Annotated in this window: 18 protein-coding genes and 1 tRNA gene (1 of these 19 running past the window's edge); 8 read left to right on the plus strand and 11 right to left on the minus strand. The window is 67.0% G+C overall.

Going from position 1 to position 19474, the window contains the following annotated elements; translation table 11 throughout:
* Nucleotides 1-12: 12 nt before the first annotated feature.
* Genes TEF_12115 through TEF_12135 form a run of 5 tightly spaced genes read right to left on the minus strand, consistent with a single transcriptional unit; the run spans nt 13 to nt 7146 of the window.
* Complete coding sequence (locus tag TEF_12115) at nt 13-828, minus strand: hypothetical protein (protein ID ANK81463.1); 816 nt, start codon at nt 826-828, stop codon at nt 13-15.
* Nucleotides 825-1742, minus strand: a complete 918-nt coding sequence (locus TEF_12120; GenBank protein ID ANK81464.1) for a hypothetical protein — start codon at nt 1740-1742, stop codon at nt 825-827. The genes TEF_12115 and TEF_12120 overlap by 4 nt, the downstream gene beginning before the upstream one ends.
* On the minus strand, nt 1739-3016 hold the full coding sequence (locus TEF_12125) for a carbohydrate-binding protein (GenBank protein ANK81465.1): 1278 nt from the start codon (nt 3014-3016) through the stop codon (nt 1739-1741). Before TEF_12125 ends, TEF_12120 begins: the two co-directional genes overlap by 4 nt.
* 2 nt (nt 3017-3018) lie before the next feature.
* Nucleotides 3019-4935 carry a nitrous-oxide reductase gene (locus TEF_12130; GenBank protein ID ANK81466.1) on the minus strand — a complete coding sequence of 639 codons (1917 nt, stop codon included), beginning with the start codon at nt 4933-4935 and terminating at the stop codon, nt 3019-3021.
* Nucleotides 4936-4938: 3 nt separating this feature from the next.
* Entirely contained in the window at nt 4939-7146 is a 2208-nt protein-coding gene (locus TEF_12135) for a 4Fe-4S binding protein (GenBank protein ID ANK81467.1), read from the minus strand.
* A 225-nt stretch (nt 7147-7371) separates the two neighbouring features.
* Here TEF_12135 and TEF_12140 point away from each other — a divergent pair, with 225 nt between their 5' ends.
* Nucleotides 7372-8289 (plus strand): hypothetical protein, encoded by a 918-nt coding sequence (locus TEF_12140; protein ID ANK81468.1) that lies wholly within the window; start codon nt 7372-7374, stop codon nt 8287-8289.
* A gap of 9 nt (nt 8290-8298) precedes the next feature.
* Here the strand turns inward: TEF_12140 and TEF_12145 are convergent, their stop codons facing one another.
* The 6 genes from TEF_12145 to TEF_12170 form a co-directional block, all read right to left on the minus strand.
* Nucleotides 8299-9507 (minus strand): hypothetical protein, encoded by a 1209-nt coding sequence (locus TEF_12145; GenBank protein ANK81469.1) that lies wholly within the window; start codon nt 9505-9507, stop codon nt 8299-8301.
* Nucleotides 9504-9722: a hypothetical protein gene (locus TEF_12150; protein ANK81470.1), complete on the minus strand. Its 219-nt coding sequence runs from the start codon at nt 9720-9722 to the stop codon at nt 9504-9506. Before TEF_12150 ends, TEF_12145 begins: the two co-directional genes overlap by 4 nt.
* Nucleotides 9723-9803: 81 nt before the next feature.
* Nucleotides 9804-10379 carry a Crp/Fnr family transcriptional regulator gene (locus TEF_12155; protein ANK81471.1) on the minus strand — a complete coding sequence of 192 codons (576 nt, stop codon included), beginning with the start codon at nt 10377-10379 and terminating at the stop codon, nt 9804-9806.
* Nucleotides 10380-10446: 67 nt separating this feature from the next.
* Nucleotides 10447-10965, minus strand: a complete 519-nt coding sequence (locus tag TEF_12160) for a twin-arginine translocation pathway signal protein (GenBank protein ANK81472.1) — start codon at nt 10963-10965, stop codon at nt 10447-10449.
* Nucleotides 10966-11464: 499 nt separating this feature from the next.
* A complete protein-coding gene (locus TEF_12165; GenBank protein ID ANK81473.1) occupies nt 11465-11812 on the minus strand; it encodes a hypothetical protein in 348 nt (115 codons plus the stop codon).
* 337 nt (nt 11813-12149) lie between these two features.
* Nucleotides 12150-12239 (minus strand) — tRNA-Ser (locus TEF_12170).
* A gap of 107 nt (nt 12240-12346) precedes the next feature.
* On the opposite strand from TEF_12170, the gene TEF_12175 reads away from it, so the two are divergent.
* From TEF_12175 to TEF_12205, 7 genes are all read left to right on the plus strand, one after another.
* Nucleotides 12347-13381, plus strand: coding sequence for a hypothetical protein (locus TEF_12175; protein ANK83445.1), 1035 nt, complete (start codon nt 12347-12349; stop codon nt 13379-13381).
* A 79-nt stretch (nt 13382-13460) separates the two neighbouring features.
* Nucleotides 13461-14414, plus strand: a complete 954-nt coding sequence (locus TEF_12180; GenBank protein ANK83446.1) for a hypothetical protein — start codon at nt 13461-13463, stop codon at nt 14412-14414.
* Between the two features lie 39 nt (nt 14415-14453).
* The gene (locus TEF_12185; protein ID ANK81474.1) at nt 14454-15593 is read left to right on the plus strand and encodes a D-alanyl-D-alanine carboxypeptidase; all 1140 of its coding nucleotides are present in this window, start codon (nt 14454-14456) and stop codon (nt 15591-15593) included.
* Nucleotides 15593-16231 carry a dTMP kinase gene (locus tag TEF_12190; GenBank protein ANK83447.1) on the plus strand — a complete coding sequence of 213 codons (639 nt, stop codon included), beginning with the start codon at nt 15593-15595 and terminating at the stop codon, nt 16229-16231. The genes TEF_12185 and TEF_12190 overlap by 1 nt, the downstream gene beginning before the upstream one ends.
* Nucleotides 16228-17349: a hypothetical protein gene (locus TEF_12195; protein ID ANK81475.1), complete on the plus strand. Its 1122-nt coding sequence runs from the start codon at nt 16228-16230 to the stop codon at nt 17347-17349. Before TEF_12190 ends, TEF_12195 begins: the two co-directional genes overlap by 4 nt.
* Nucleotides 17350-17373: 24 nt before the next feature.
* Nucleotides 17374-18942: a methionine--tRNA ligase gene (locus TEF_12200; protein ID ANK81476.1), complete on the plus strand. Its 1569-nt coding sequence runs from the start codon at nt 17374-17376 to the stop codon at nt 18940-18942.
* A gap of 6 nt (nt 18943-18948) precedes the next feature.
* A protein-coding gene (locus tag TEF_12205; protein ANK81477.1) for a LuxR family transcriptional regulator crosses the window boundary here: on the plus strand, nt 18949-19474 show its 5' portion. 251 nt of this gene lie beyond the right edge of the window; the window shows 526 of its 777 coding nt (coding positions 1-526); it begins with the start codon at nt 18949-18951; its stop codon lies off the right edge, out of view.

Below are 19474 nucleotides of genomic sequence, written 5' to 3' on the forward strand. Positions count from 1 at the left end.
GATTGAAGGCTTTCACGGCTGTTTCCTCTCGAAGAACAGGATGGCGAGCCCCAGCGGGACCGCCACCCAGGCGGCCAACACGCCGTAAAGCGCCAGAAGGGAATGGCCCGAGAGGGTCATTCCGGCGACTTGCGCAACAGCCTCATGGCCGGCCAGGTTGATCAGCCGGTAGACGTCGGCCGGATTGAACAGCAGTAACGTGTCGAGCAGCGCTTCCGTGACGTACTGGCCCTGGTCAGCCACCAGCAGCCCCAGAAGGGCCGCGTCGTAGAGCAGCACCAGCACGAGCCACAGGCCGACCGCCAGCCCGGCCGCAGTCGCTCGCTCTCGCACGAGAACACTGGCGAGTGCGCCGAGCGCGGCAAACACGGCGCCCAGCAGGATGGAGGTGCCGATCAGGGCCAGGAACGCGCCCCACGCGCCGGCCTCCGCGCCCGCGTTCAGCCACAGGACAACGCCTGCGGCCCCGTATCCGACGGTGGTCGCCAGCGCCAGGATGACGACATGGCCGGCGAATTTGCCGGCCACGATCTGCCAGCGGGCGATCGGATAGGCCATCAGCAGCAGCAATGTGCCACGTTCGGCCTCGCCGACGATGGCGTCGAATGAGAGCATGAGCGCGACAAGCGGCACCAGAAAGATGGTCAGACTGGCCAGGCTGACGATAACGACGGCGAGCGGGGAGGCCCCGACCGCTCCGGTCGGCGCGCTGCCAACCAGCACCAGGCTGAGGGCGAGCGCCGCCAGCAGGAGTGTCATCGCCAGCACCCAGCGATTACGGATGCCGGCGCGGATCTCCTGACCGGCGATGGTGACGAGCGGTGTCATCGGCCGTCCTCCCGCGTCAGGCTGTGATAGAGCGCTTCCAGCCCCGGCTCGGTGATTTCGATGTCAGTCACTGTCTCACCCAGGCCGGCGATGTCGCGCAACGCGGCAATCTTGTCCGCGTGGGGCACGGCGAGTACCAGCCGCTCTTCGCTCCGAGCCCGCACCTCAGCGCGGACAGTGAGCGCCGACAGCACCCGTTCGGTGTGGCAAGGCCGAACGACGAGAGTAATGCGAGATGGCAGGGCAGCTTTGCGGCGCAACGCCTGGAGTTCGCCCGCTGCGAGGAGCTTGCCGCGATGAAGCAGGGCCACCCGGTCGGCATGACTCTCGATCTCCGCCAGGGCGTGGGTCGATATCAGGATCGTGGAGCCCTCGGCCCGCAGACGGTCGATCGTCTCGTAGACCTGCATTCTTGAATCAGGATCCAGGCCGGAAGTCGGCTCGTCGAGCAGCAGCAGTCCCGGCTCACCGATCAGTGCCTGGGCCAGCGCCAGTCGCTGGCGCATACCCTTGGAATAGGTGCCGACACGCCGGTTGGCGGCATGGTCGAGGCCAACCCGTTCCAGCAGTTCCTCGAGCGGTTCGACGCGCGCGCGCTTCAACCGAGCGTAGAATGCGAGCAATTCGAGCCCGGTCATGGCGCCGTGGAAGGCGGCGCTTTCGGGCAGAAAGCCGACGCGGCGCCGCGCACGGGCCCCGTGACGCCCGGCCGGATCCTGGCCGAAGACACGGATCGTGCCCGAACTCGGCCGTGCCAGGCCGAGAGCCAGCTTCATGAGGGTGGTCTTGCCGGCGCCGTTGTGACCGGCCAGCGCCACGGTCTCGCCGGCGACGAGATCCAGGCTGACGCTGTCCAGCGCGGCAACGGGGCCGTAGTTCTTGGAGACGGTGTCCAGGGCGACGACGGCGTTCATTCGGAGCCTCCGATGTCGGGCCGGTCGATCAGCGGCGCCATGTCCACGACGCCACCAGGCAGCAGTCCGGGGAACTGTGACTGCGCCAGGCGGAGCAGGTCGATCGCGGGGCTGTTGAGCAGCAGCTTCGCCTGCGGATAGCGCCACAACACGTCGTCGACCAAGTCGTTGGGGCGGTAGGGACGGTCGGCGACACCGTCCCCGTCCAGATCGAACGCGGCGTTGTCGCTCCAGTAGTTGCCTCGGCCCTCATGGCTCCAGACCACATTGCGCGAGCCGACATACTTGACCTGGGTCCGGTTGGCGACGAAGGCGTTGCCATACACCTCGTTCCGCTCTGAACCGGCAGTGAAATGGATGCCGATGGGACAATTCTCGAAGTGGTTGCCGGCGACCCGGTTCTTGTGTGCGTTGTAAATGAACAGGCACTTGTTTCTGCTGCCGCGCACGACGTTACCGGTGATCTGGGAGTTGTTGACGTAGTTGAGCAGCAGCCCGTGATCTCGATCGTCGACGCTGACATTGTCTCGGATTTCCAGACGATCGGAGAACATCAGCGCCCAGCCGACATGATTGCCGCGCGAGACGTTGCCGATCACTTTGCTGTCGTGGGTGTACATGTAGTGAATGGCGAAGCGCAGGTCGGTGAAGGTGTTGTCGCGGAACTCGTTGCGCTTGCTGATGTTGACGAAGATCCCGTCGCGTCCGTAGCGAATGTCGTTGCCGATGACCTTCGCGCCGGGCGCATTCCATATCGAGACCCCGTTGCCGGACTCCGAGAGCCTGAGGTCGTCGCGGCCGACGATCGTGTTGGCCCGCACGACCGACTTCGCTGCGCCATGTAGATAGACGCCAAATAGGTTGCCCTCCAGGCGATTGTCCTCGATCAGCGCGCCGCGCGCGCTCTGCCGGACCAGAATCGCGGAATCCATGGCCGGGACGTCGATGCCGGAGCCCCGAATGGTGAGACCGCGAACCGTGACGCCCGGAGCTGTCAGGGTAATGACACTGCCCTTGCCGTCGCCTTCCAAAGTCGCGCCGGGACGGCCCAGAAGGGAGAGCTTCTTGTCGATGACGACCGGGCCGGCATGGCGGCCGGCGGCGAGATGCAATACGTCGCCGGCCGCCGCCCGGTCTATCGTCCGCTCGAGGTTCTCCCCGGCCGCAATGTCCCGTTCCGCCGCCAGGCCTGGGACCGGGGCGGCGAGCGCCGCCCCGGCCGTCAGCGCGGCGGCCGCCAGGAATCGGACGGGGTATCGCCCGAACGGTTGCATTGCTACGCGGCCCGCGGCTCGACGAGCATGCGGCCCTTCATCTCCATGTGGAGCGCATGGCAGAACCACTGGCAGTAAAACCAGTGGACGCCGGGCCGGCCCGCGGTGAAGGTGATGGACGCTGTTGCTTGGGGTCCCACCTCCATGCACACGCCGTGATTGACCATGACGAAGCCGTGGGTCAGGTCCTCGATATCGTCGAGATTGGTTATGTAGACCGTGACCTCGTCACCTTCCTTGACCGTGAATTTCTCCAGGCTGAAGGCCGGCGCCACCGAGTACATGTAGACCCGGACCTTGTTGCCGTCGCGAATGACGTCGGCGGCATCTTCCAGATCCACGCCGTCGGCGGCCGCCTGCTTCCTGGCGTCCTCGAACATCGGGTCATTGCGGTCCCAGACGTGGACCGGGTTCACCTTGGAGCGGTGGACGATGGTGGCGTCGTGGGGCTCGGCGAAGCTTGGCCCATCATGCACCAGCTTCATCTCATCGCCGGAAATGTCGATCAGCTGATCGTTCTCCGGCTTGAGCGGTCCGACGTTGAGGAAACGGTCCTTGGAGAATTTATTCAGCGATATCAGCCATTTGCCATCCGCTTCCTTGGTCTGCCCCATCGAGGTGTGGTTGTGGCCGGGCTGGTAGTGGACATCCAGCTTCTGGATGATCGGATCGACATCCTCGCCCTGGAAGCGGCGAATGGCCTTGGCCATGTCCCACTTGCAGATCTGGCTGTCGATGAACAGCGTGGTGTAGGCGTTGCCGCGGCCGTCGAAGGCCGTATGCAACGGACCGAGACCCAGTTCCGGCTCGGCCACTACCACATCACGCGGCTTCAGCTTGTCGTCGAACAGATCGTCGAAACGGCGAACGTCGAACACGGTAACCGTAGGCGAGAGCTTGCCATTGGCGACGACGTGGATGCCGTCGGGCGCAGTGTTGATGCCGTGCGGGCTGTTGGGCACAGGAACGTAGCGCGTGTAGCGGGAGCCGTGACGACCGTCGATCACGGGCACGCCCTTGTGCTCGGTGAAATCGCCGTTCCTTACCGCCTCCTCGATGCGGGCGATGTTGAAGATCACCACCCAGTCCTGCTCGGCGGCCATCATCTCGCCCAGATTGGTGCCGCCTTCGGAGTTGTAGCAGGTCGAGAAGCAGTACTTGCCCTGGTAATCGGCATCGACGTTGTCGAGGTTGCCGTCGACCATCACCTGCCAGGCGATCTCCATGCTGTCGCCGTCGATGGCGGTGAAGATGCCGTGGTACTTGTCCGGCTCATCGAGAATGGACCCGTCATTCGGCAGCGGCAGCCGGTCCTCGCCATTGGCGAAGACGTAGCCGGTCTTCGGGAACTTCTGGACCCTGAGGCCGTGCACCGCCTCCATGTTCGGGATCTCGATGATCTTGTCGCACTTCATGACGTCGCAGCGGACACGAGCCACGCGCGAGTTGGCCTTGTCGTTCATGAAGACGTAGCGGCCGTCATAGGTCCCGTCGGTGAAGGACATGTGCGGGTGATGTAGGTCGCCATTGAGGTAAACGCCGCCCTTGTCCTTCAGGAACTCGCGCGTCTCCGGAAGCAGGCCCTCGGTCAGGATCTTGCGGCTTTCATTGGTGTCACCCCAGCCCGTGGCGCTGCAGCGGTTGAAGACCGGCACCCGCATCAACTCGCGCATGGAAGGCAGGCCGACAATCCGCATCTCGCCGGTCTGGCCGCTGGAGAAGAAGACATAGTACTCGTCCAGTTCGCCAGGTCCGACGCTCGCCTTGCCAGCGGCGGCCTGCGCCGCACGCGAGGTCAGGGTCATACCGCCTGCGAACCCTCCTGCGCCGGCGAATCCGGCAAGTGTCGCGGCCGAAGCCGTTCCACCCAGCAGGTCGCGTCTGCTCAGGCCCTTTCCGTCCCGTTCATTCGGTTTCATCGTTCAGTCTCCTTCCTGGGGGCTGGGAGCAGCGCGGGGCGGCGTCTTCGGCCCGCTCCGCATGCTCGGCGAGGCCATGGCGGCCCGCTTTTCGTGCTTCAGGCGCTTCTGGATCACCACGGGGCATTTGCGGTCGTGGTGGTAGAGCACCTGGCAGTGAAGACATGAGATGCACTCGTTGGGGTTGATGTGCCCTTCCGGGTGGATGGCGCCGACCGGACATTCGTTGTGACAGCGCATGCAGGGGTTGCCGCATTCGCGGTAGCGCTTCAGCCAGTCGAACATGCGCAACCGGCCTGGGATCGCCAGCGCCGCGCCAAGCGGGCAGAGATAGCGGCAGAAGAAACGTTCGATGAACAGCCCCGCCACCAGCAGCGACACGGCGAAGAGCACGAACCACCAGTCGCGCAGGAAATGCAGGATGATCGCCGTCTTGAACGGTTCGACCTCCGAGAGCCGCTCCGCCAGCGCCAGGGAAGTGAGCGACACGCCGAAGAGGACGAGGAATATGATGTACTTGATCGGCCAGAGCCGCTCGTGCAGCGCCCAGGGCACCCTGATCTGCGGAATCTTCAGTAACCGGCCGGCCCGGTTGGTCAGTTCCTGCAACGCGCCGAAGGGGCAGAGCCAGCCGCAGAACGGTCCCCGGCCCCAGAACAGCAGCGCGGCGGCGACCGAGAACCACAGGATGAAGATCAGCGGATCGACGAGGAAGTAGGACCACTGGAAATCAGTGCGCAGCGCCTGCGAGAAGGCGAGCAGATTGACCACGGAAAGCTGCGCCTTGGCCACCCAGCCGAGCCAGACCAGGGTTACGCCCAGGTAGACCAGACGGATGCGGTCGAAAAGTTTCGGCCGTTTCACCAGGACATCCTGGAAGAAGAAGATCGCGGTCAGCGCGGCCAGCATTGCGACCAGCATGGAGATGGAGGCAACCTTGGAACGCCAGATCCGCTGCCAGAGCGGCGTCTCGGCCGGGCCCGGCGACTCGTCCAACTCCGCTGCGATGGGCGGCTCTGGCGCAACTTCCCCGTCAGCGGGTGCGGGCGCCGTCGTGCGAACGGTCCGGGCGTAGTGCTCGGGGAGACGGTAGTCGAGTGCGAAGGTTACGAAGGCCTTGTCGAGGGCGCTGACGGCCCGCTGGACAAGCAGGTGCATGGTCCAGGTTTCCGCCGGCTGGAAGCTGGCATCCTGCGGAACGCGGAAAAGCGAGATTTCGTTGAAATCGGGCGCATCCGCGGCCGCGAGGTCGGCGATCCGCTGATGCTGCTTGTCGCGGAAGCGGAAGCTCTCTGTCCCCTGGGTGAGTTGGATACGGTCGAAGATCCCGCCGCGCACATAGCCGGATCCCTTGAAGGAATATCGCCCGTCCCCCATCACGAGAATGGCCGACTGGTCTCCTTCAAGCTGGCTTTGAAGCCGGTCATAGCCCCCTTCACCGAGCAGGGACCGACCGATCGCCGGTTGCGAGACGAGTGCAACGTAAAGCTCGGCGAAGACGGCATCTGGCGGGCCCTTCTCCGGGCGCGCCACCGCTCTGGCGTCGCCGGCCTGCTCGAATGCCTGGTTGACGTCCTCGACCGAAATGCTGAGGCGGCGTATCGCGCCGTTGCCGAGCAGGGTCGTCCAGTCCGTCATCTCGCCGGCGTCGGGGTCGACGATGCGGCGCGCAGAGTCGACGGGATCGGGACCGCCGGCAATGCGCCGGCCCACCCGCGCAGCCGAGCGCAGGATGCTGTCGCCGATCACCAGCACGGTGACGGTGGCGCCGGAGACGATGTCGGCGTCCGGCGGATTCTCGCCGGCCGCGGCGGCCTTCAGCGGATTGAAGCCCACCAGATCGGCCATGTACGCCTCGATGCGCGCTTCCGGAATGCCGATCAGGACGATGGGCTCGTGATGCTCCAGCAGTTCCGAGCCGACGATCGTACCGTCGGTGTCGAGCCCGACCATCACGTCGATGGGTTTGCCGGAATAGCCGGAAGTGTTGACCACGTCGGATGTCAGATAGGCGTAGCCGACGACCTCGCCCTGACGAAGAACCGGGACCATGGGTGGCGCGCCTTCGGGGGTCCCGAATTCGTCAGCGCCGGGCACTACCGCGGCGGGATCGACCTTGTCGAGATAGCCGCCGAGACGCGGCGCCGATTGCGCAGCCGCGGACGTCGCCAGCACGAGGACGATAAAGCAGGCCAGCACGGCCGACCACATCCCCTTGGACAGGCGGGCCGGATCGATCCGATCTCTGCCCGTGTTCAACATCCTACCTCATGGTCATGGACTTCCTTCTGCGATTCAACCTTGGTGTTCCGCGGGGCGCCCTCATTTGCGCTGGCGCAAATCCGTGGGCAATAGTCCGGGGGAAGCTTTCCGAGGGCAGCATGGCGCAAGGGCGCCAGCAGTCCCCTGCAGGGCCGGAACATGGAGGGCTCAATCATGGCGCGGCTTCAGAAATTCCCGGACACGGAAGTCGGGACGCTGGCCGAACTGGTCGGCATCGCCAACGCGCTCGAACACGAAGCGGAGGGGCGCTACCGCTGGTTGGCCGAGCAAATGCGGCGTCGCGGTGAACCGGAGACGGCTGAGGCGTTCGGGGCCATGGCCCGGGAAGAGGGGCGCCACATTGCCGACGTCTCGCGTTGGGCCGAGAATCTCGGCCAGGCGGTGCCCGCCGCAGAACCCTTCTTCTGGCGGCTGCCTTCGGACCTGGCGGAGAGCTGGGATGATGCGGTCGACAGCGCGCTGCTCACCCCCTACCGGGCCTTCGCGATCGCCGTCGACAACGAGGAGCGCGCCTTCGCCTTCTACGCCTATGTGAGCGCGTGGGCGGACGACCCGAAGATCGCTGCCGAAGCCGAAAACCTGGCGCAGGAGGAACTACGGCACGCGGCAAAGCTCCGCACGCTGCGCCGCATCGCGTATCGCGCCGAAGGACGCCATCGAAGCACCCCCGAACTCGACGATATCCAAACAGAGGCCGCCCTTACGCGGCTGATCGTTGAGGAAGAAGCGGAGATCGCGGAGATGTTCGCCGCTATGGCCGATCGTCTGGATGACTTGGGAGCCGCGAGATCCGCCGATGACGTGCGGCGCATGGCGGAAAAGGCGAAGACTCGCGCCGTGGCGGATGAGGTGAAGAGTTCGCCGGATGACATGCCGCCGGTTCCGAACAGCGCCGCTGGGATCCTGACCGCAGCGCAGGCCCGGCTGGAGCGGTTCAGCGAACGGCTGGAATCCGTTCTGATCGCAGCGGAAGACGAAAAGATCATGAGCCTTGCGCAATCGTCGCTTGAAGACGTTGTCCGCCGGATTGCGCTGATCAATGACCGGCTGGAACGGTGGGACGACATCTGAAGGCACAGGTCACCCGCCGGCTGTCCGCCGCCGTGTGGTCAGCGCGCGGCCGTAGAGCAGGGCGAAGCCCAGGAACGCCACCGCCCAGCCCAGGGCGGAGACGCTGAACAGCAGGATCGCCTGTTCCGGCAGCAGCGCCGCGGCGACGCGGCTCAGTCCGGCGGCGAGGACGGCGGCGTAGAGCAGGGCGGTGCCCCGGCCGGCCTGCAGGCCGCGGCCGGTGTGGCCCAGCGTCGCGCGGGTCATGACCGCGAGGGTCATCGCCCCCACCGCGCCGGCGCCAAAGGCATGGACGGCGGCGGTTCCCGGCACGAACGAGGGCAGGGCGGCGGCGAGACCCAGCAGTGCGAGGCCCGCCGGAATCCACGCATAGGCGAGGTGGAGGACGGCCACCAGCGGCTCGGTCCGGGTGGCCATTCCGCGCCAGCGCGCCAGCCTGAATGCCTGGGCGGCGGCCGCGGCGAAGGCGGCGGCAGCGACCACCGGCCCTTCAGGCACGATGACGAAGGCGGCGAGCGCGAGCAGGGTCAGGATCATCGCCGCCCGGTCGACGGTCCCGAAGGATGCGGGCAGGCGCGCCGCGCCCCGCTTGACCAGCCAGTTGCGGGTGAAGCTCGGCACGATGCGCCCGCCGACCAGGGTGATCAGGGCCACCGGGACCGCAAGGCCGAGCCGCGCGCCCGCGCCGTCCGTGCCAGGCCAGCCCGCGGCTTCCAGGTGCATCAGGACGTTGCCGGCCGTGAACGCCGTCAGCGCGGCGACCATGGGCAGGTTGCGCCAGTTCCGGCCGGCCACGATCTCCCTGAGCACGACGGCGATGAAGACCGCAGGAAAGCCGAGGTCGAGGGCCATTGCCGCGCCCGCGCCGATCGCGCCCGAGCACCACACCGCCACGCGCCCGAGAGCCCAGAGCGCGACGAGGCCGAGCAGCGGCAGGCCCTGCAGCGGCATCCGGCCGGTCCAGTTGGGGATGGCGGTCAGCAGGAAGCCGGCGATCACGGCCATGGTGAAGCCGTAGAGCATCTCGTGGGCGTGCCAGGCGACGGCGTCGAACGCGGTCGCCGGCGCGAAGCCGCCGTGCAGCATCGCCGTCCAGACCAGCAGCACGCCGCCGCCATAGAGGCCGGCCAGCAGGAAGAAGGGCCGGAAGCCCTGCGCCAGCACCGCCGGCGCGCGGGTCGGACGGTAGCGGGGGATCGCGGTGCGTGCTTCGGTCATTGCAGGGCCTCCTCCGCCTCGATGGCGCGGATCAGATCCCGCTTCAGGGCCTCGGCGTCGATCTGATACTCCCCGGCCGCGTCGTCGACGGTCATGAACGGCGCCATCAGGCAGCCGGGGCAGGACATGCGGTGGAGCAGGAAGACGCGGGCCGTCCCGGGCGCGCGCCGGATCAGCTCCGCGATGGGCAGGGTCTCGATCTCCCCAGGTGTCATGGCGTCTCGTCCTCCGAGGGGGTGCGGAGAGGAGAATAGAGACTGGCGGGCGGGCGCGATTTGCGCCGGCGCAAGTCCGGCTCAGGCGTGGCCGGCGATCTCGACCAGGCGGTGCGGCTGGCGGATGACCAGATGGCTCGAGCGGCGGGAGTCCACCACGCCCTCCTGATCCCAGGCGGAGAGCGTGCGGCTGACCGTGTGCAGGGTCGTCGCGGTCATCTCCGCCAGATCCTGGCGCGACAGCGCGAAGGGAATCTCGACGCCCGCATCCGTCTTCCTGCCGGCCTGATTGGCCAGGCGGAGCAGGGTCGCGGCGATGCGCTGCTCCACGCGCTGTGTGGCGACCTCCTGCAGCCGGCTCTGCAATTCCTCGATGCGGCCGCCGACGGCGGCGATGGCGTTCTGTGCGATGGGTGGATAGGCCGCCATCAGTTCGGCGAAGCGGCCCGCGCTCCAGCCCAGCGCCATGCAGTCCTCCAGTGCGACCGGCGTCGCCGGGAAGGGCATGCGCCGGAACACCGCGACCATGCCGACCATCTCCCCCGGCCCCAGATGCCGGATGACGATGTTCTGGCCCTCCGCTGTCACCTGGTCCAGGCGGACCCGGCCCCAGGCCAGGACATAGCCGTGGGTCGCCTCGTCGCCCTGCTGAAACATGGCCTCCCCGCGCGGGGATTCAGTGCGGGCGCGGGCAGTTTCGGGTCCGAAGTCTTGCGGACCTTGTTCAGCGCTCGATTTTCGAGACCTTCGTACCTTCGATGCTTACACCGGCCATCAGTCCCTGCTGACTGAATATGAAGGCATAGGCATCGTCCTTCAGCGTTGAAGTCGACAGGTTCTTGGCCGCGCCCTCGTTGACAAGAACCACGGTCGGGCCGACGCCGATTTCCCAGCCTTCGGATGTTCTGAGGTAGTCAACGGCCTCGTCGTTCATCAGAAACACCGCGTAACCGTATGACTGTGCGCCGGCCTGGAACCCGAACGAGGCTGTCACGGAGTTGTAGTAATCGACGACCCTGGAATCCTGCATCAGAACGCCTTCGCCGTAGCTTCCACCGAACACGAGTCCCGCCTTGACGACGTTCGGGAACACGAGAACCGCCTTCGCCTTCCTGGAAATGGACTCGGCGACAGGGCTGGTCTTGTAAAGCGCCTGCAGCGCCTGCTCGGCGTCCCTCTGAAGATCCTGCGCGGTTGCCGCGTTGGCGTGGTGCGACACGATACCTGGCACGATCATGGCCATCGCCAACGCAGCCGCCAGGAAAATACCTCTGATCGTCATTGCCGTTGCACTCCCTTGTTGAGCCGGGATTCCCCATGTGGGTCTCTCCAACCGCATTCCAACAGTCGACTCGGAGGGCGAACACCCGCTGGCCTCGCCGTGGACCGGAGGGTGGCGCTCGCCATACCACCGGAGAAGCCTCGGAAACTACCTATCGGGCGGTGGTCAACGCGCCTGGCGAGTTCGATCGGCTCCGGGCGGCGCTCCATCCGGCGGAGCCGACGCGCTTGGTCCAGCTTCCGGTCGGGTGAGTTCCCCCCGGCGCCCGGGCAGGCTACGTTCACGGCGATCTTCAGCCGCGTCTGGGCCGGGGTCCGGCCCTTTTTCCGCGCTCGTCCTGCCAGTTGGACCGCCGGGATCGAAGCCGGGCCGATCGACGGCAACGGGTTCCGGCGAACCGTCTGCGGATTCGGCCTGATCGTGCCTGCGTTCGGGACAGCTCTTCGCTGCAGGTGATCGCCTAGAGATCGCCCGTCCGTATGGTCTCGGCGCCCTTCACTTGATTGAGCTTGCCGAGGGTCGTCGCCAGAGCGCGCTGCAACTTCCTGGCGGCGCCGGAATAGGCGCCTTCAAGCGAGGCGGCCTGTTCGCTCACCACTTCCGGCTGACGCCCTTCCAGGCGCGCTTCGATGAGGCAACGCTTGTCGGAACCGCCGGACTTGTCTCCGTCCTCGTCGCTGAGGTGCACTTCGATGCGGGTGATGTGTTGGCTGTAGCGGTCCAGACGGGTGTGGATCTCGGCCGAAACCCGGGCAGACAGGTCCTGCCCACCCTCTACGTTCTCGTCGGTGTTGATCTGAATCTGCATGGCTAGCTTCCTTTCTCGCACCGCCACCCAACGCGGGGATGCCGAAAAGGGGGGAGGGGTCGGTTGCTGTGTTTGACCCGAGCCGATGTAAAGGAATATCGACCTGCTCGCGGCCACTTGCAACCATTGCGCGGCCCGGCGCGAGACACACTGACCGTGATTGCTGCAATCCCTGGCGCGGATGACGGTTCCCGAGTTGATGCTCGACACTCCGGTGCGGGACACACGGATGTATGTTCAATCGCCCGGTGAGCGGAGAGCCGGCGCGCGAAAGCTGCGCTGTGTCGCGCCAAACTGTGCCGACGAAGCGGGGAAAAGACAGGTTCGTCAGGGAAGATGGCGGACAGGGTGGGATTCGAACCCACGAAGGGTGTTAGCCCTTGGCGGTTTTCAAGACCGCTGCCTTCAACCACTCGGCCACCTGTCCTCGGGCATGGTGATTAGCAAAGCCGGTGCGGGGCGTCCATCTGTCCGCCATCGGGGCTTTTCGAATCCGGGACGATCCGGCAAGGTAGAGCGATGTTCGACAGGCTCATGAAAATCGGTACAACCCTGCTGGCCGGTGTGGCCCTACTTGTCCTTGTCCCCGGGGCTGCCCCGGTTCGCGCCGCAGAGGAGGCGCCGCCGGAATTCGGCGCCTGGCTGGAAGGCGTCCGGCAGGAAGGCCTGGAGCGGGGGATCAGCGCCGCGACGCTGGAGGAGGCCCTACGCGGCGTCGAACCCGTGCGCCGCATCGTCGAACGGGACCGCAGCCAGGCCGAGTTCAAGCTGACATTCCAGACCTATGCCGACCGGCTGCTGACCGAAACAAATATCCGTGTCGGCCGCGCAAAGATCCTGGAGCACCGGGACCTGCTGGCGCGCATCCAGCAGACCTTCGGCGTGCAGCCGCGCTACGTGGTGGCGATCTGGGGCATGGAGACCCGCTATGGCGCGGTGAAGCCGACCATGCCGGTCATACCGGCGCTGGCCACCCTGGCCTATGACCGGCGGCGCTCGGCCTTCTTCCGCAACGAACTGTTCAAGGCCCTGGAGATGATCGACCGCGGCCATATCGAGCACGGGAAGATGATGGGCTCCTGGGCGGGGGCCATGGGACAGCCGCAGTTCATGCCGTCGAGCTACATGGCCTATGCCCGCGATTTCGACGGCGACGGACGCCGGGACATCTGGAGCAGCGAGGCGGACGTCTTCGCCTCGATCGCGAACTACCTGGCGCAGCATGGCTGGAGCGACGACCAGACCTGGGGCCGGCCGGTGCGTCTGCCGGACGATCCGGGCTTCCGCGCCCGCCTGCCGGAACGCAGCGGGCGGTCGGGCTGCCGGGCGATCGACGCCATGACCGACACGCTCCGGCTGTCCGAATGGCAGGCTCTCGGGGTACGCCGGATCGACGGCACGGACCTGCCGGGGCGGGATCTGCCGGCCTCGCTGGTAGAACCGGACGGGGCCGAGGGTCCGGCGTTCCTTGTCTACCGGAACTACCATTCGATCTTGCGGTATAACTGCGCACACCTGTACGGTCTGGCTGTCGCCACTCTGTCCGACCATCTATGGCCGGCGGAGTAGGGAGGGTCCGCCGGAGAGCGAGGGGGACAGTATGATTGACGGCGTTCGGAAAGGCTGGCGGCCCGCTGTCGCCGCTGTCATCGCAGCAGGCGTGCTTGCCCTGACGGGCTGCGCCGAATCGCAACTGGCGGTGCACGTCGCCAAGAAGGCCAGTCACGCCGCCCAGCCGACGCCGCGGGAACGGAAGATCCACGCCGAACGCGTGCGCGCGGCCAGCCTGCGGCCCTACACGATCAACAATGTCCGCTACGTCCCGAAGGACGATCCGAAATATGACGAGACAGGACTCGCGTCCTGGTATGGCGAGCCGTTCCATGGACGGCTGACCGCGGCCGGCGAGATCTATGACATGAACCGGGTCTCGGCGGCTCACAAGACCCTGCCGCTGCCGACGACGGTGGAAGTCACCAATCTCGAGAACGGCCGGGTGCTGGTGGTGCGTGTCAACGACCGGGGACCCTTCGTCGACGGCCGAATCATCGATCTGTCACGGCGCGCGGCCCAGTTGCTGGGCTTCGAGCGCGACGGCGTGGCCCGCGTGCGGGTACGCATCAAGGGCTCGCCCGACGACGCTTTCGTGATGCGCCCGAAGGCGATCACCGTCGCGGAAGAGAAGAGCGTCACCGCAGCGCCGCGGCCGACCGTGCAGGTCGCCGCCCTGGCGCCGCCGGATGCCGCAGAGGGCGCGTCGGCCATGTCGCTCTCGACCCCCGCCGTGACCCGGGCGCCGGCCGCGCCGCCCGACATGCTGCCGGAACAGGCCGCGGCGGCGGAGACGGTCTACCGCGTGCCCGTGGATGCCGCCACGCGCCTGTTCGTGCAGGCCGGCGCCTTCACCGATTACCAGAATGCGCTGCGCATGAAGGCGATGCTCTCGCCCGTCGGCGGCGTCGATATCCAGCATGCGCTGATCGACGACCGCGACTTCTACCGTGTGCGGATCGGACCCCTGGGCGACGTGAACGAGGCCGACCGGGCCCTGGCGCGCATCAAGTCCCAGGGTGCGGGTGACGCGCGTATCATCGTCGACTAGACTTCCGCCCACCGGAAACAGAGCAGTAAGCGTAAGATCATGATCCGTGTGCTTTTCCTGCTGGTCATCGCCACGGTCGCCATGGCGGCCGCGCCGCGCGGGGCCAGCGCCGCCGATTTCGAGACCGCCGCCACCCACGCCATCATCCTCGACCACCGGTCGGGCCGCGTCCTCTTCCAGAAGAACCCCGACGAGCCGATCCCGACCGCCTCGATGAGCAAGATCATGACCGTCTACATGCTGCTGGAGCAGCTCAAGGCGGGCACGCTGACCGAGGACGACACGTTCGTGGTCTCCGAGAAGGCCTGGAAGAAGGGCGGCTCCAAGATGTTCGTCGAGGTCGGCAAGCAGGTCCGGGTGGGCGATCTGCTGCGTGGCATCATCGTCCAGTCCGGCAACGACGCGAGCATCGTCGTCGCCGAGGGCCTTGCCGGCAGCGAGGAGGCCTTCGCCGAACGCATGAACCAGAAGGCGCAGGAACTGGGCCTGGACGACACGACCCTGCGCAACGCGACGGGCTGGCCGGACCCCGAACACCGCATGAGCGTGCGCGATCTGGCGCGGCTGGCCAGCCTGACGATCAGCAACTTCCCGGATTACTACGACCTCTACGCCGAGAAGAAATTCACCTACCACGACATCGAACAGAGCAACCGCAATCCGGTGCTCTACAGCTTCGATGGCGCCGACGGCCTGAAGACCGGCCATACGGAGGAGGCAGGCTATGGTCTGGTCGCCTCGGCGAAGCGCGACGGCCAGCGCCTGATCTTCGTCCTCGCCGGCATGGAGAGCGCCCGGGAGCGGGCCACCGAGTCGGTCCGCTTCATGCAGTGGGCCTTCCGCACGTTCCGCAATTTCAAGCTGTTCGCCGACGGCGAGGAGGTCGAGACGGCCGAGGTCTGGCTGGGCGAGAAGGTGCGCGTGCCGCTGGTCATGGCCGAACCGCTGGCGCTGACGCTCTCGCCGGACATGCGCGAACAGATGCAGGTCGAAGTCGTCTATGACGGTCCCATCCCGGCACCGGTCAAGGCCGGCGAGCCACTGGCCGAGCTGGTGGTGACGATCCCCGGCGTCGAGACCGTACGCCAGCCTCTGCTGGCCGGATCGGACGTTGCCCGGCTCGGCCCCATGGGCCGCATCGCCGCCGCGGTCGGTCACATGATCTGGGGCGCCGAGTGATCCGGAAACCGGCGGGCCGGGGACTCTTCATCACCTTCGAAGGCGGCGAGGGCGCCGGAAAATCCACCCAGGCCGCACGTTGCGCCGGCTATCTGGCCGAACGCGGCCATGAGGTGGTGGCCACGCGCGAACCCGGCGGCACACCGACGGCAGAACGGCTGCGGGAGATCCTTCTGGATGCGACGGTCGACCTCGACCCGCTCGAGCAGGTCCTGGTGCTGTACGCCGCACGCCACAACCATGTGACCGGCGTCATCCGGCCAGCGATCGAACGCGGCGCCATCGTGGTCTGCGACCGCTTCTCCGATTCAACCCGCGCCTATCAGGGCGCCGCCGGCGGCGTCGATGCCGCCGCCATCGACGCCATGGAGATGCTGGCGCTCGGGGGCTTCGGCCCCGATCTCACGCTCGTCCTCGATGCGCCGGTGGAAACCGGCTTCGCTCGGGTGCGCGACCGCGGCGGCTTGGCCGACCGCTTCGAGGGCCAGGAGAACGCCTTCCACCGCCGGCTGCGTCAGGGATTTCTCGACATTGCCGCCGCCGAACCGGAACGCTGCCGCGTGATCGACGCGACCGGCGGGCCGGATGCGGTCTGGCAGTCGGTGCGCGCGGCACTCGACGCGGCGCTGGAGACATGAGCGACGAACCCGAACGCCCGGCGCCCGACGAGGTCGACGCCGACCTTCATCCGGCGCTGACGCCTTTCCTGATGGGGCACCAGTCGGCCGAGCGCGCCATGGCCGCTGCCATCGCCGACGGCGGACAACTCCACCACGCCTGGCTGCTGGCCGGGCCGGCAGGCATCGGCAAGGCGACCCTTGCCTATCGCTTCGCGCGCCGCCTGCTCGCCGGGAACGGGGACGGGGGCCGGCTCGGCGATGACGGCCGGGGTCTGCACACGGATCCGGAAAATCCGGTCTTCTCCGCCGTCGCCTCCGGCGGTCACCCCAATCTCGTGCGTCTGCGCCGAACCTGGGATTTCGAGAAGAAGCGCTGGTTCACCGGCATCCGCATCGACGAGGTGCGTCAGCTCACACGTTTCCTGGGTCAGAGCGCCGCGCGCGCCGGCCGGCGCGTGGTGATCGTCGACGCGGCCGACGACATGACCCGCAGCGCCGAGAACGCCTTGCTGAAGCCGCTGGAGGAGCCGCCGGCCAACACCGTGTTCCTGCTGGTGGCGCACCGGCCCGGCGCGCTGCTGCCAACCATCCGTTCCCGCTGCCGCCGTCTCGACCTGCGCGCGCCCGATAGCAGGGAGGCGCTGGAAGTCCTGCGCCGCCTGCGCCCGGACATCGACGAATCCGAGCGTGAAATGCTGCTGGCGCTGGCCGACCGCTCGCCGGGCCGGGCGCTGCGTCTCGCGGAAGCGGGCGGTGCGGAGATCTACCGCCAGCTCCTCGAGGTGCTGGCCGGTGCGCCGGCGATCGAGAAGGGCGCGGCGCTGCGCCTCGCGGCGCTGACCGACAAGGGCGCGGAGGCGGAGCGGCGTTTCGCCATTCTCGGCGATCTGATGGACGGTGTGCTGCGGCGCATCGTACTTGCCGGCGGCGGCGCGGCTGACATCGCCCATCCCTCGGAACAGGAGGCGGAGCTGGCCCGCCGCGCAAGGGGCGGCAGTCTTGAACATTGGTTCGAGTTGTGTGAAAACCTGCGCCACCTTCGGGAGCGCACGGAAGCGGTCAACCTGAACCGCAAGACGGTGACCCTGACCCTGTTTTCCGCGTTCGAGGACGCCGCACGACGCGCCGGTCTCTGAGACCGGCGCAGACCCAGGACCGCCATGCAGGATGCTGCCGCCGTGAAGCCGAGCTACTACATCACGACGCCGATCTACTACGTCAACGACCGGCCGCATATCGGACACGCCTACACGACGCTCGCCTGCGACGTGATCGCGCGCTTCAAGCGCCTGGACGGCCACGATGTCCATTTCCTGACCGGCACCGACGAACACGGACAGAAGGTCGAGAAATCCGCTCAGGCCGCCGGACTCGATCCGCAGGCCTTCTGCGACCGCGTCTCGCAGAACTTCCGCGACATGATGGACGCGCTCGACATCACCAATGACGACTTCATCCGCACCACCGAGGAACGCCACGTCACGAGCGTGCAGGATCTGTGGCGCAAGCTGCACGAGGCCGGGGACATCTATCTGGGCTCCTATGCCGGCTGGTACGCGGTGCGCGACGAAGCCTTCTATGGCGAGGACGAACTGACGAAGACGCCGGACGGCCGGATGATCGCGCCCTCGGGCGCCGAGGTGGATTGGGTCGAGGAGCCGAGCTACTTCTTCCGGCTTTCGGCCTGGGCGGACCGCCTGCTCGCGTTCTACGAGGCCAATCCCGAGTTCATCCTGCCGGCGCAGCGCCGCAACGAGGTCGTCAGCTTCGTGCGCTCCGGGCTGCGGGACCTTTCGATCTCGCGCACCACGTTCGACTGGGGCGTGCCGGTGCCCGGCGATCCGGAGCACGTCATGTACGTCTGGCTGGACGCGCTGACCAACTACATGACCGCAGTCGGCTACCCGGAGACGGAATCCGGGCTCTATCCGCGCTTCTGGCCGGCCGACCTGCACATGGTGGGCAAGGACATCCTGCGCTTTCACACGGTCTACTGGCCGGCGTTCCTGATGTCGGCGGGCCTGAAGCCGCCGAAACGCGTCTTCGCCCACGGCTGGTGGACCATCGAGGGCCAGAAGATGTCGAAATCGCTGGGCAACGTCGTCGCGCCCGAGGAACTGGTCGAGACCTACGGTCTGGACCAGACGCGCTATTTCCTGCTGCGGGAAGTGCCCTTCGGCAATGACGGCGATTTCTCCCACGCCGCCATGGTGCACCGGATCAACGGCGACCTCGCCAACGATCTGGGCAATCTCTGCCAGCGTGTGCTGTCCATGGTGCACAAGAACTGCGACGGCCAGGTGCCGGAGCCCGGGCCGCTCACAGACGCCGACGCGGCGCTGCTGCAGAAGGCCGACACCGCCATCGGCCGGGTGCGCGAGCAGATGGACGTCCAGGCGCTGCACAAGGCGCTGGCGGAAATCTGGACCGTGGTCGGCGACGCCAACCGCTATGTCGACGCGCAGGCCCCCTGGGTGTTGCGCAAGAGCGATCCGGCGCGCATGCGTACGGTGCTCTATGTTCTGGCCGAAACCGTCCGGCAGATCGCCATCCTGGTGCAGCCGGTGACGCCGCGCGCGGGCGCGGCCATGCTCGACCTGCTCGGCATAGCGCCCGAGGCCCGCGGCTTCGACAGCCTGGGCGATGCCGCCCGCCTGGCCCCCGGCACACCGGTCGACAAGCCGGCGCCGATCTTTCCGCGCTACCAGGCCGAAGAAGCCGCGGAATAGACGCCGATGCTCGTCGACAGCCATTGCCACCTCGACTACCTGGCGCGCGACGGCGATCTCGCCGACGTGCTGACCCGCGCCCGGAACGCGGGCGTGTCCCCCATGCTCACGATCTCGACGAAGCTGCGCGAATTCGATCAGGTCCGCGCGATCGCCGAGGCCGAGCCGGACGTCTTCTGTTCGGTCGGCGTGCATCCGCACGAGGCCGAGACGGAACCGGACACCACCACGGCGCAGCTGGTCGAACTGGCGGCCCATCCGAAGGCGATCGGCATCGGCGAGACCGGGCTCGACTACTTCTACGAACACAGCCCCGGCCAGGTGCAGCGCGACGTCTTCCGCGCCCATATCGGGGCCGCGCGCGTGACCGGGTTGCCGCTGATCGTGCACACGCGCGATGCCGAGGACGACACGATCGCCATCGTCGAGGAGGAAATGGGGAAGGGGGCCTGGCCCGGCCTGATCCACTGTTTCAGCGGCTCCCAGCGCCTGGCCGACCGCATGCTGGCGGCCGGTCTCTACATCTCGATCT

Source organism: Rhizobiales bacterium NRL2 (genome assembly GCA_001664005.1).
Taxonomy (GTDB): domain Bacteria; phylum Pseudomonadota; class Alphaproteobacteria; order Minwuiales; family Minwuiaceae; genus Minwuia.

Excerpts from the sequence above, each read along its gene's own strand:
- TEF_12115 (ANK81463.1), bottom strand. The coding sequence starts at position 828 with ATGACACCGCTCGTCACCATCGCCGGTCAGGAGATCCGCGCCGGCATC.
- TEF_12120 (ANK81464.1), bottom strand. The coding sequence starts at position 1,742 with ATGAACGCCGTCGTCGCCCTGGACACCGTCTCCAAGAACTACGGCCCC.
- TEF_12125 (ANK81465.1), bottom strand. The coding sequence starts at position 3,016 with ATGCAACCGTTCGGGCGATACCCCGTCCGATTCCTGGCGGCCGCCGCG.
- TEF_12130 (ANK81466.1), bottom strand. The coding sequence starts at position 4,935 with ATGAAACCGAATGAACGGGACGGAAAGGGCCTGAGCAGACGCGACCTG.
- TEF_12135 (ANK81467.1), bottom strand. The coding sequence starts at position 7,146 with ATGTGGTCGGCCGTGCTGGCCTGCTTTATCGTCCTCGTGCTGGCGACG.
- TEF_12140 (ANK81468.1), top strand. The coding sequence starts at position 7,372 with ATGGCGCGGCTTCAGAAATTCCCGGACACGGAAGTCGGGACGCTGGCC.
- TEF_12145 (ANK81469.1), bottom strand. The coding sequence starts at position 9,507 with ATGACCGAAGCACGCACCGCGATCCCCCGCTACCGTCCGACCCGCGCG.
- TEF_12150 (ANK81470.1), bottom strand. The coding sequence starts at position 9,722 with ATGACACCTGGGGAGATCGAGACCCTGCCCATCGCGGAGCTGATCCGG.
- TEF_12155 (ANK81471.1), bottom strand. The coding sequence starts at position 10,379 with ATGTTTCAGCAGGGCGACGAGGCGACCCACGGCTATGTCCTGGCCTGG.
- TEF_12160 (ANK81472.1), bottom strand. The coding sequence starts at position 10,965 with ATGGCCATGATCGTGCCAGGTATCGTGTCGCACCACGCCAACGCGGCA.
- TEF_12165 (ANK81473.1), bottom strand. The coding sequence starts at position 11,812 with ATGCAGATTCAGATCAACACCGACGAGAACGTAGAGGGTGGGCAGGAC.
- TEF_12175 (ANK83445.1), top strand. The coding sequence starts at position 12,347 with ATGAAAATCGGTACAACCCTGCTGGCCGGTGTGGCCCTACTTGTCCTT.
- TEF_12185 (ANK81474.1), top strand. The coding sequence starts at position 14,454 with ATGATCCGTGTGCTTTTCCTGCTGGTCATCGCCACGGTCGCCATGGCG.
- TEF_12195 (ANK81475.1), top strand. The coding sequence starts at position 16,228 with ATGAGCGACGAACCCGAACGCCCGGCGCCCGACGAGGTCGACGCCGAC.
- TEF_12200 (ANK81476.1), top strand. The coding sequence starts at position 17,374 with ATGCAGGATGCTGCCGCCGTGAAGCCGAGCTACTACATCACGACGCCG.